The organism is Rhizobium tibeticum, from assembly GCF_900110205.1.
Lineage (GTDB): Bacteria > Pseudomonadota > Alphaproteobacteria > Rhizobiales > Rhizobiaceae > Rhizobium > Rhizobium tibeticum.
In genome coordinates this window covers 19,124-32,070 of record NZ_FOCV01000033.1, presented here as the reverse complement: position 1 = coordinate 32,070, position 12,947 = coordinate 19,124, and the positions used below count along the sequence as shown (strand labels likewise).

Here is a 12,947-nt window from a genome sequence, read left to right as displayed (position 1 = left end):
GAAAAGGAAAGAGATCATGGCTTCCGATACGCATGGAAAATTCATCTGGTGCGAATTGATGACCCCCGATCCCAAGGCCGCAGCCGAATTCTACGGCAAGGTCGTCGGCTGGACGACGAATGAAATGAAGATCCAGGACCTGCCGCCCTATACGATCTTCGAGGCGAATGGCGCAGGCGTCGCCGGCCTCATGGATTTTCCCGCCGAACTGGAAGGGAAGGGCATTCCGCCGAACTGGACGGGCTATGTCGCCGTTGATGATGTCGATCAGACGGCGAAGGATTTTACTGCCAATGGTGGCTCGGTCCGCCGCCAGCCGGAGGATATTCCGACGGTCGGACGCTTTGCCGTCCTCGCCGATCCGCATGGCGCCGTGATCTGCGTCATGACCCCGCTGCCGAGAGACAATCCGACCCCGCCCGCGCCGGCAGGCACGCCTGGCCATATCGGTTGGCACGAACTGATGGCCGGCAACATGGAGGAAGCCTTCGCCTTTTATTCGAAGATCTTCGGCTGGACCAAGGATCACGATTTCGACATGGGCGAGATGGGCGCCTATCGCATCTTCGCCGAGCATGGAAAGCAGATCGGCGGCATGATGACCAAACCCGCCAACGTGCCGATGTGCTATTGGGGCTACTACTTCAACGTGCCGGGGATCGACAGCGCTATCGAACGCGTCAATGCGGGCGGCGGCAAGGTGATCGTCGGTCCAATGGAAGTGCCCGGCGGTAGCTGGATCATCAATGCGACCGATCCGCAGGGCGCATTTTTCTGCCTCGTGGCGCCCACCCGATAAGGCAGTCAGGACCTTTTTGAGCTCAGCGCGAGACGGCGGACGCCGTCTCGCGCTGAGCTGCTTTTGGGAGCTCGAAGCGCGCTGCCGGAATGCCCTGGCGGCGGCGTGAGTATCGAATCGACGGACCGGAACGCACAGCCATCAACCTCTGAGCGCGTTTGTATTTCATTAATTTTATTAGAATTTTAGCGTTTCCAGCCACATTCAGGGCCTCGCCGTTAACTCTTCCTAAAACATTTTTGGGTGGATGCATAACCGGCTATGTCTGAAACGGCTGCAAGTATTGCTTTTGGCTCTTCTGCGTAATTGATTGGCCCCAGTTTCTCATTGGGGTTGTTTTGTTATGTCTATCGAAGATCCGCGCATTTCCGCTATTTCAAGCGAAAACGTTTCGCACGACTTCCGCCAGGACATTCATGAAGACGCAAGTATTGAGGCTTCCGTCCAACAGGGTGTCGAGGTCGCACAGGCTGATAATAGCCAGCAGCCTGAGAAGACCGACCGCGTGCCGGCGGCGCCGCAGATCGTAGCTGCCAACGCCCATCCCGCCGAAATCGTCCCGGATCAGAACAACATCGCCCATCTGCCGGCTGATGTATCGATCGACGACATTCGCGTCGAAGGCAACAATCTCGTGCTCGTTCAGGCCGACGGCACGGAGATCGTCATCGTCAACGGCGCCCTGCACGTGCCGACATTCCTGCTCGGCGAAGTCGAGCTGCCGCAGCAGGCGGTGATCGCCGCCCTCGAGCAGAGCAACATCAACGTCGCGGCCGGTCCCGACGGCTCCTACTCGGCAAGCGCCTCCGCCCCGAGCTCCGGCGCTGACTTCCAGGACACTATCCAGCAGGACCCGAACGATCCGACGCAGCTCGCCAAGCTTCTGGCTGACACGCAGCAGCCCGACCCAGGCTTCGGGGACGGTCAGGAGCTGTTCGACGATCTGCCGACGATCTCCGACACCACAACGCTGAGCCTGACTGAAATCGAAGGCCAGGAAGGCGGCTTCGAGACGCAATCGGTGAACGGCACGTTCGGTTTCAACGGCGGCGCAGATGTCGGCCAGATCACCGCGGTCCAGTTCGTCGATTCGCTGAACGTGGATGAAGGCACGCAGAACGGTTCGCACCTTGATCTGACGTCCGATGGCAAGCCTGTCGTCATCACGGTCGATGGCCTGACCATCACTGGCAGCGTCGACGGCCAATCTGTCTTCGTGCTGACGGTCACAAACGCGGCAACCGGCGCCTTCACCTTTATTCAATTTGGCCCGCTCGATCATCCGGACAAGGGGCAGGCAGGTCTTGATGATATCCTACGCCTGCAGTTCAGCTACACCGTTACCGACAAGGACGGCGACCAAGCCACAGGAATTGCCTCGATCAACATCAACGACGATGGTCCGAATACCGGCAGCGGCGTTGACTCAAGCTCGATCGATGAGTCCGACCTGCTTTCCGGCGAAGGCGGCAATGCCAGCGTCCACGATGTCTCGCTTGGCATTCATTGGGGCGCCGACGACGGAGCAAACCGGAATCTGACGTTCGCAAGCGTTCAGGATCAGCTGAGCGGCCTGAAATCCGGCGGCCAGACCGTTCAGTTCGAAATCTCCGCAGATGGTCATACGCTGACGGGCTTCACCGGCGAAGGCGAGGGCCGTACCGAAGTCTTCGTCGTCACGCTTGACCCGACGGCGCCGAACGGCGCCTACAGCTTCACCCTGCTGCAGCCCCTCGATCATCCGCACGAGTCCGAGACCGGCGACACGCAGCTAGACCTGGGCTTCAATTTCGTCGCGACCGACGCCGATGGCGACACGGCAAACGGTTCGTTCGCGGTCGATGTCAACGATGACGTGCCGACGGCAGATTCTTCCGACATGGTCACGGTCACGGAAGCCGCCGCCAACGGCGTGTTCGCTAAGCAGACGGCCAATGGCACACTCGTCTTCCATCAAGGCGCCGACGGTGCCGAAGTAACCAACATCACCTATCGCTTCGGCTCCTCGATCACGGAAATGCCAGAGGCCGAAGGCGATAAAATCGAGTCCCATGCACTGACGTCGAACGGCCAGCCGATCACCGTCAGCACCTCTGCCGATGGTCTCACCGTCACCGGCAAGGTCGGCGACGTCACCATCTTCGCCCTGCAGGTGACGGACGCCAAGACCGGTGCCTACACGTTCACGCAGACGGGTCCGATCGATCATCCGGACAAGGGCGAGACCGGGGCGTCGGATTCGCTGCGCATGGTCTTCGACTTCACCGTGACGGACCGCGACGGCGACACGGCGACCAATGCCGTGCAGGTCGATATCCGCGACGACGGCCCGACAATCAGCGGTGACGCTCACGCAGTGAACCTGCTTGCCAACGGTAATTTTGCTGGCGGGACCTGGGCTCATCCGGAGTCTTGGGGTGCGTGGGCGACCGAATCCACCGGTTGGAAGATCGACGGCACTGTCGCCGGCCAGTCGAGCGTTCAGCTTGAGCGCGTGACCGATGGCTATCTGGGAATGCACGCCGCCAATGGTTCGCCGATGGTCGACCTCGGCGCATCGCCGGGCAACATTGCCATCTCCCAGAACATTGCCGGGCTTGCAGCAGGCGAAGTCTACAAGCTGAGCTTCCAGGCGGGGTCGCCGGATCCGGCATCCTCGGGGCTCGAAGTCTATTGGAACGGCGAGCTCGTCTACACCTATTCACCAACTTCCACGATGAAGTCGATCAATCTCGATCTGACTGCGATTGGTGGTGCGAATACTCTTACCTTCAAGGAGATTGGCAACAGCTCCGACAACACCGGAACCTATCTTGCTAACGTAAGTCTGACGCACGGCGACGCTGTGCCGGTGCTCACGGCGACGACAGGTGAAGACAGTGGTGTCGTTTCCTTCCACCTCACGCCCGGCCAGGACTACTCCTTCGGCGCTGACGGCGCGGGCGCGGTCACGTTTAATACCGACGACGCGACAATTGCGACGCCGACCGGCACCATCATCACGCTCCCCGCGGGCGCTTACCACTATGACAGTGCCACGGGCATCTTCACGATCAACCCCGGCTGGGCCTTCAATGGCTTGAGCCAGGGCGAAGTCGCGACACTGAGCGTTCCTTTCACCGTCACAGACGCGGATGGCGACACCAAGACGGGCGCCTACCAGATCACCATCACCGGCTCCAACGACGCGGTCACGACCTCCGAGGCGTTCCCCGACAAGGGAACCATCACCGAATACCAGGAAAACGACTCGCGAGCTGGCTCCGGCGATGACCGGACGATCTTCGATGCACCGGTCGGTCATGCTGGCTACAATGGCGGCGCGTTCTACATCTATGACGACCAGGGTGACAAGCACATCGTTACGGTTCAAGCCGGAGGCGAAGGCTATCTCGGTTACATCACCGCCGCCGTCAGCGAGGAAACCGCCAACGATGGCGTCGGCCTCGTGTCCTGGAAGTATCACGTCACCGATGCAGCGCTGAATCCGCTCGGTGCCGGCGAGACGCGAACCGAAGTCTTCCACATCAAGGTCGATGACGGCCATGGATCATCCACTGTCCGCGACGTCACCGTCACGCTGGTCGGTACCAACGACAAACCGATATTCGAATTTGTCACCGACACTGGCTCAGTGGTCGAGGACACGTCTCCGACCGCGACCGGAACGATCGCCTTCAGCGATGTCGACCTGATCGACACCCACATCGTCAGCGTCACTCCGCCGGCTGGTGCGCTTCTCGGGACCTTCTCGCTCGGCTCGGTCAGCGAAGGTGCCAATGCTGCCAATGGCAGTGTCGGCTGGACCTATACGCTGAACGCCTCGGCCCAGCCCCTCGCGGCTGGCGAAGTTCGCACTGAAACCTACAAGATCACGCTCGATGACAACCATGGTGGAGTGATCACCAAGGACATCACGATCACCATCACCGGCACCAACGACGCCGCAATCATCGGTGGCGCAACGTCCGGCTCTGTAACGGAAGACGTCACGACAGGCGCAACGCCGATCTACAGCGAAAACTTCGACAATCGGCCGCTCGGCAGCGCAGGCGACTGGGGCAACAATGGCTGGATCCAGGACAGGGGCTTCTCGCAGCACCTTTCTGAAAACAATTTCGGCAACTTCGACGGCCAGCAGTCGATCTCAAAGGTGATCAATCTGGGCTCTGCTCCAGCAGTGGTTCAGCTCGATTTCGACTTCATCAAGATCGACAGCTGGGATCAGGGCGAGAAGCTTACCGTCTATCTCAATAACGGTGTGGCGTTCACCTTTACGCCTGAGAATTTCGGCTTCGACGGGAAGGATGGCGCTACGGGCACTTTCTCGGCTGGCGGCATCACCGGCACCTATGTGATCACCTCCAGCGGCCACGATTCGCAATTCGGCGGCTCGGTGCTCTTTGGCGATCGAATCTACCACATCAGCATCACCGCATCGGGGGCCAGCGATTCTTTCAAGCTTGGCTTCGGCAACAATCTGGACGAACACTACAGCAACGAAGATTTCGGCATCGATAACATCGTAGTTCGTGACGCAGCCCAGGGACAGCTGTTCACGCAGGGCGACCTGACCGTTACCGACGTCGATCACGACCAGTCGAGCTTCGTCGCGCAGTCGGGTACAACAGGCGGCCACGGCTACGGCGTCTTCACGCTGACGGCCGCGGGCCACTGGACCTACACGGCAAACAATGCGAACCCGGATATCCAGGCGCTTGCGGCAGGCACGTCTGTCACCGACTCCTTCGTCGTGCGTTCGATCGACGGCACGGAGGAAACCGTCACCGTTACTATCAACGGGACAAATGACGCTGCCAAGATCACCGGCTCGGCGACCGGAAGCCTGACGGAAGACGGCGTTGTGACGGCCGTCTCCGGCAAACTCATCGTTACCGACATCGATACCGGCGAAGCGCACTTCCAGACGCCTGGCTCAGTTGCGGGCACCTACGGAACCTTCACGTTCAACACGACGACTGGTGAATGGGGGTATTCGCTGAACAGCGCGGCGGCCAATGTCCAAGCACTGACCAACGGTCAGAAGGTCTACGACACGCTGACCGTTACCTCTGCCGACGGTACGGCGCAGCAGGAAATCAAGGTTACGATTACCGGCAGTAACGACACGGCAACGATCGACGGGACAAAGACCGGCTCGATCGTAGAGGACACCTCGACCGGCATCACCGGAACTCTGAGCGTCAGCGACGTCGACAGTGGCGAAGCTCGTTTTGAGACGCCGAAAAACTCCTCGCTTGAAGGTAAATACGGCGATTTCACCTTCAATGCCGCCACGGGCACCTGGACCTATAAGCTCGACAACCAATCCAACGCGGTCCAGTCGCTGAAGGCGGGCGAGGTCGCCACCGACACGCTGACGGTGAAGTCGTTCGACGGAACGGCCACGGAGACGATCACCGTCACCGTTACCGGCGCCAACGACGTCGCCAAGATCACGGGCCAGGCCACGGGTTCCATTACGGAAGATTTTTCGACGAAGTTGCAGGGTGACCTGGATGTCAGCGATCGCGACAGCGGCGAAGAAGCGTTCCAGGTACCGGCACAGTCCGCGCTTGCGGGCAAGTACGGCACCTTCACGTTCAACGCCACCACCGGCAGCTGGACCTACAAGCTGGACAACAGCTCGTCTGCCGTCCAGTCGCTGGCCGCGGGCCAGAAGGTTACCGATACGCTGACGGTGACGTCGCTCGATGGCACGGATTCCGAAACCATCACCATCACCGTCACCGGCACCAACGACAAGCCGGTCGCAACGGCTGACACCTTCACGGTGACCGAAGACGACGTCGCATCGCGCAACTCCGCTGCAGCTCCGTTCGTGGCTGGCAACGTCCTCGCTAACGACACGGATATCGATAGCACCAGCCTGAGTGTCACCGGCATTTCGAACGTGACCGTCAATACCGCGAGCGGCACGGGACTGACGCTTTCGGTCGCCAGCGAAGGCAACGGCGTCTACAAGATCACGACGAATTTTGGCGAGGCCCACCTGTCGGTCGGCGCAAATGGCGACGTCAAGCTGTGGTCGGACAGCGGCGAGGACCCGTTCAAGGCGCTCGGCGTCAACGAAACCGCGACGATCAAGTTCGACTATACGGTCTCGGACGGCAGCGGTGGCACCGACAAGGCGACCGCAATCATCACGGTCCAGGGCTCCAACGACAACCCGGTGGCCGTTGACGATACAACGCTGGGCGGCGTTTCGGCGACCTACAGCGACAACTTCAACAACACGAACACGGACGGCTGGACCTTCGTCAAGCTTTCGGGCAATCCCAATTGGTCCATGAACGGTGGTAGCCTCGTTGAGCGGACCAACTCTTCGTCCAACGATGGCAATGGCATCGCGCTCGCACCTGCCAACAGCTTGCCGGCTACCAGCAAGGTGTATACGATCGAAGTGGATGGCGATCCGAACACCGGCAACGGGAATCCCCAGTCCAATCAGGCCCTTGGCGTGGTCTTCGGCTATCAGGACGCAACTCATTACTATCGCGCCTACTGGAAGGATTTCGGCGACAACTATGCCAGCCAGGACACCCACCGCGACCTCGTGCTTGAGCGCGTGGATGGCGACCAAGTCACCGTTCTGGATATCGTCGACAAGGCCAATCTTGGCCCCAACACGATCCACTTCAAAGTCGAGGTGGACGGCAACGGCATCGATGTCACGGTGACGGGGAATGGGCACCCCGTCGTTCTCCATAGCTCCGACGTTCCGGCGCTCGGCGGATACGGTGTTTACACTGACGACAACGACGACGGCATCGCCTATGACAACTTCACGGCATCGACGGGTGGTGGTCAGATCGCGACCAACGAGGATACCGCCCTCACGATCAGCACGGCCAATCTGCTGGCGAACGACAGCGACGTCGACGGCGACACGCTGAGCATCGTCGGTGTCAGCGCAGCCTCCGCGCACGGTGGCACGGTAACGCTGAACAACAACGGCACCATCACTTACAACCCGGCCGCCAACTACAATGGCAAGGACACGTTCACCTATACCGTCAGCGACGGCCATGGTGGCACGGCGATAGCGACGGTGACGGTCAACGTCACACCGGTCAACGATGCGCCGGTGAACTCCGTTCCGGGCGCGGTCATGGTTGACGAGGACACGAGCGCCGGGCTGACGGGCCTGTCGATCTCGGATGTCGATGCGGGGTCCTCGACGATCACTACCACGCTTTCGGTGCTGCACGGCGCGCTGACGCTGGCGTCCTTGGGCGGTGCGCAGGTGTTGGGCAATGGCTCGAGCCAGGTGACGTTGACCGGTACGGTTGCGCAGATCAACGCCGCGCTGGCCGACAACAACGTGTCCTACAAGGGCGTTTCGAATTACAGCGGTTCCGACACACTGACGGTGAAGACCGACGACGGCGGCCACACGGGTGGCGGCGCACTGACCGACACCGACACGGTGTCGATCAGCGTGACCCCAGTCAACGATCCGGCGGTCCTTTCTTCGGCGGTCGTCGACCTGACCGAAGGCAACACGCAATCGGCCCTCAACGCCTCCGGCAAGCTGTCGATCAGCGATATCGATAGCCCGGCGACCTTCGTGCCGCAGAGCAACGTCGCCGGCTCGAACGGCTACGGCACCTTCTCGATCGATGCGAACGGCAACTGGAGCTACCAGGCCAATTCGGCGCACGACGAGTTCAAGGCCGGCCAGACCTACACGGACAGCCTCACGGTCTCGTCGGCCGACGGCACGACGTCGACGGTGACGGTCAACACTACAGGCACCAACGACGCACCGAAGACCAATGCGGCGTCCGGCAGCGGCGACGAGGATGCGGCCTCGATCTCGGTGGCTCTGTCCGGCAGCGACATCGATGGCTCGGTGGCGTCCTACACGATCACCGACCTGGCGGCGAACGGCAAGCTCTACAGCGATGCCGGCCTGTCGCATGCGATCGCTGTCGGCGAGACGGTGACTGGCTCGACGGTCTACTTCGTGCCGGATGCGAACTACAACGGCACGACGAGCTTCCACTATGCGGCGGTCGACAATGACGGCCTTGCGGACGGCAGCCCGGCGACGGCGACGATCACAGTGGCCTCGGTCAACGACGCACCGGAAACCACTGCGGCATCCGGCAGCGGCGACGAGGATGCGGCCTCGATCTCGGTGGCTCTGTCCGGCAGCGACATCGACGGCTCGGTGGCGTCCTACACGATCACCGACCTGCCGGCGAACGGCAAGCTCTACAGCGATGCTGGCCTGTCGCATGCGATCCTCGTCGGCGAGACGGTGTCCGGTTCGACGGTCTACTTCGTGCCGGACGTGAACTACAACGGCACGACGAGCTTCCACTATGCGGCGGTCGACAACGACGGCCTGGCGGATGCCAGCCCGGCGACGGCGACGGTCACCGTGGCCTCGGTCAACGACGCGCCGGTCGCGGTGAACGATAGCTATACGACGAATGAGGACACAACACTCCACATCTCGCCCGGCGGCCTTCTGGCCAACGACAGCGACGTCGAGCAGAATACCCTGTCGTCGATCCCGGTCACCGGTCCGGCGCACGGCACGCTGACGCTCAGTGCCAACGGTTCGTTCGACTACACACCGAACGCCAACTACAACGGCACCGACAGCTTCACGTACAAGGTGAACGACGGGACGGCCGACTCCGCGGTGGCGACGGTAAACATCACCGTCAATCCGGTGAACGACGCGCCAAACGTCCCGAGCGACGGCAGCGGCCTAGCTGATGCGGTTGCGGAGGGTGCGGCGACCGGCACGCTGGTCGGCATCACAGCGACGGCGACCGATGTCGACGGTGATACCGTGACCTACAGCCTCGACGACAATGCCGGTGGTCGCTTCACGATCAACAGCACGACGGGCGTGGTGACGGTGGCGAACGGCTCGCTGCTCAACTACGAGACGGCGACCTCGCACGTGATCGTCATTAAGGCGTCGGATGCCAGCGGTGCCTCCTCGACGCAGTCCTTCACGATCGGCGTCAGCGATGTTGCGCCGAGCGCGCCCGCGGACGGCAACGGCGGGACCAACACGGTCGCGGAAGGTGCGGCGACCGGCACGCTGGTCGGCATCACAGCGACAGCGACCGATGTCAACGGCGGCACGGTGACCTACAGCCTTGACGACAATGCCGGTGGTCGCTTCGCGATCAACAGCTCGACGGGCGTGGTGACGGTGGCGAATGGCTCGCTGCTCAACTACGAGACGGCGACCTCGCACATGATCGTCATTAAGGCGTCGGATGCCAGCGGTGCCTCCTCGACGCAGTCCTTCACGATCGGCGTCAGCGATGTTGCGCCGAGCGCGCCCGCGGACGGCAACGGCGGGACCAACACGGTCGCGGAAGGTGCGGCGACCGGCACGCTGGTCGGCATCACAGCGACGGCGACCGATGTCAACGGCGGCACGGTGACCTACAGCCTTGACGACAATGCCGGTGGTCGCTTCGCGATCAACAGCTCGACGGGCGTGGTGACGGTGGCGAATGGCTCGCTGCTCAACTACGAGACGGCGACCTCGCACATGATCGTCATTAAGGCGTCGGATGCCAGCGGTGCCTCCTCGACGCAGTCCTTCACGATCGGGGTGACTGATGTTGTCGAAGTTGCCGCCCAGGCAACACAGCATGACTACGGCCAAGGTAACAACTCCTCCCGTTCAAATGCCTACAACATCTCGGACCTCAATTACGTCAAGTCGTCGGATTCGGAAGTTACGGACGCTTTGAACAGCCCTTCGGTGACGATTAGTGCACGCACGACATCGAACCAGACCGATTTCTACAAGCTGGTGATTAGCGAACCGGGTACTTTCGTGCGACTCGATATCGACCACGGCAGCTTCGACACAGTTATTTATCTGCGGGATAGCAATGGAATGGTTATCGCGGGCAACGACGACTCGGCGAGCGACGCAGGAAGCTCCAACTCGACAGACTCAGCCCTCGCGCGGACGCTGAATGCGGGCACTTACTACGTGGAAGTAGGGAAATTTAACATATTTGGTGACGACATGGGCGACTTCACCAACTCCTCGGGTACATACGAACTGCAGGTATCCGTTGTTAAACCCAACGGCGATCCCATCATCCTCGACCTCGACCACAATGGCGTCGCGCTGACCTCCCTCGACAACAGTGTCCAGTTCGACATCAACGCCGATGGTCACAAGGATCAGATCGCCTGGACGGCCGGCACCGACGGCATCCTGGCGCTCGATGTGGATGGCAACGGCAAGATCGACAATGGCAGCGAGATCTTCTCGCCGCACTTTGCCGGTGGCAGCTATGTGGATGGCCTGGCGGCACTTTCGACGCTCGACAGCAACCACGACGGCAAGATCGATGCGGCCGACGAGGCCTTCTCGAAGCTCACCGTCTGGCAGGACCTGAACCATAACGGCATCACCGACTCGGGTGAGCTTTCGAGCCTGGCGGATCATTCGATCAGCAGCATCTCGCTCGATGCAAACGCCTCGAATTCGGAGATCAACGGCCAGTCAATCCTCGCCGATGGCAGCTACACGCTGACGGATGGCTCGACCGGCCACTTCGTCGAGGTTGCCTTCGACACGACGCTCGGTGGCAGCGAAAACGGCGGCAATGCCTATTCGCTGATCGGCAGCGATGGCGATGATACCCTGTCGGGCAGCGGCGGCATGTTCACGATATCGGGCGGTGCAGGGGTTGATACCTTCGTCCTCGACGCCGATGCCCTGAACGACGTCAAGCTCGCCGATGTCATCACCGACTTCAAGGCAAGCGAAGGCGATACGCTCGACGTCTCGAAACTCCTCGACAGCCTGCTCGGCCACGAGGCAAGTGAGGCTGAGGCACTCGCCAGCGTCAAGACGACGGTCAGCGGCACGGACACCGTGGTCAGCGTCAGCGCTAATGGCGGTTGGCACGATGTGGCGGTTCTTCAGAACACCACGGAAGCGGTCAAGATCCTGTTCGACGACAAGCACGACACGACAACGGCTCCGCATGTCGGCTGACGCTCGTACAAACTAGCAAAGGAAGAGGCGCCCTCCGGCGCCTTTTTCGGTTGGTATCAGCTCAGGGAGCTTCGTCTCTTGCCGCCGCTGCATGCCATTTCGTCGGCTGCGGACCGATGTGATTGAAGTCCGGCGGCCCTCGAAGGCCGTGCCCGACGGCGTCAATGATATTCGCGTACCCTCGCCGAGAAAGAGGCTTCGGCCAGCGGCTGGCGCATGCGGGTGCCGACATCTTGAGCGTTCTCGACGATCGAAAGACGCCGCGCTTGTTGAAGACGCCAACAACAACGAAAAGGGCGCCTCTCGGCGCCCTTCCTTGGTTCTTGTGGCTCCTGTCAGCTCAGGCTGCCGGCAGCCGCGACATCGGGATGGCGTCTTCGCTCTCGCCGCCGCGCTGCATGGCCATTTCGTCGGCCAGTTGGCGGATGTGGTTGAAGTCGGTCGGTCCCTCGAAGACCGCGCCGCCGAGACGGATGCCGATCGTCATCGGCGTGCCCTCGGCCGAGAAGGAGGCTTCAGCCACGCGCCGGCGGATACGGGTGCCGACATCCTGGGCATTCTCAACTGTCGCGCCGGGGAGGAAGACCCCGAGTTCGTTGGTGGCGAGGCGGGCAACCAGATCGCCCTTTCTGACCGACGACTGGATGATCGCGGCAAGCGACTGCATGACCGTGTCGGCCCATTGCGGACCGTAGCGCCGGCTGATCTCGTCGAGCGTATCGACGACGACCGCGATCATCACGCCGCCGGCGTCGGTTGCGATTCGTTTGCGCCGGTCGATGTAGTGCTCGACGGCTGCGGCAAAGGCCGTGCCGTTCAGCGTCTTGGTCACGCTGTCGTGGCGCGCAGTATAGTTAACCGTTTCCTGCAGTTTTCGGAGCTCGCTGACCTTGAACTGCAAGATCAGAAGCAGCGGAAATGCAACAAAAAGAGAAATTACGCCGGCGCCGGCAAATCCTACCAAAAATGGTCGATCCGGCATGAGAAGGTTTAAGATAAGTAAAACGCCGACGGATCCAGCCGCGTAGCAGATTGCGCCGAGGGTGGCGATCCGAAGAGCTGAAACGATTGTGGCGGAAGAGTAACGCTGGCTGAAATTCATCGCGGTTCATGTCCGTTTGAAAG

General features: G+C 61.1%; 3 protein-coding genes. 2 read left to right on the top strand and 1 reads right to left on the bottom strand.

Annotated elements, in window-relative coordinates; translation table 11 throughout:
- Nucleotides 1-16 precede the first annotated feature (16 nt).
- Nucleotides 17-799: a VOC family protein gene (locus tag BSG20_RS27270; protein ID WP_024318980.1), complete on the top strand. Its 783-nt coding sequence runs from the start codon at nucleotides 17-19 to the stop codon at nucleotides 797-799.
- A 343-nt stretch (nucleotides 800-1,142) separates the two neighbouring features.
- On the top strand, nucleotides 1,143-11,822 hold the full coding sequence (locus BSG20_RS27265; RefSeq protein ID WP_072380352.1) for a VCBS domain-containing protein: 10,680 nt from the start codon (nucleotides 1,143-1,145) through the stop codon (nucleotides 11,820-11,822).
- 340 nt (nucleotides 11,823-12,162) lie between these two features.
- On the opposite strand, the gene BSG20_RS27260 is transcribed toward BSG20_RS27265, so the two are convergent.
- Nucleotides 12,163-12,786: a GGDEF domain-containing protein gene (locus tag BSG20_RS27260; RefSeq protein WP_244541448.1), complete on the bottom strand. Its 624-nt coding sequence runs from the start codon at nucleotides 12,784-12,786 to the stop codon at nucleotides 12,163-12,165.
- Nucleotides 12,787-12,947: the final 161 nt, after the last annotated feature.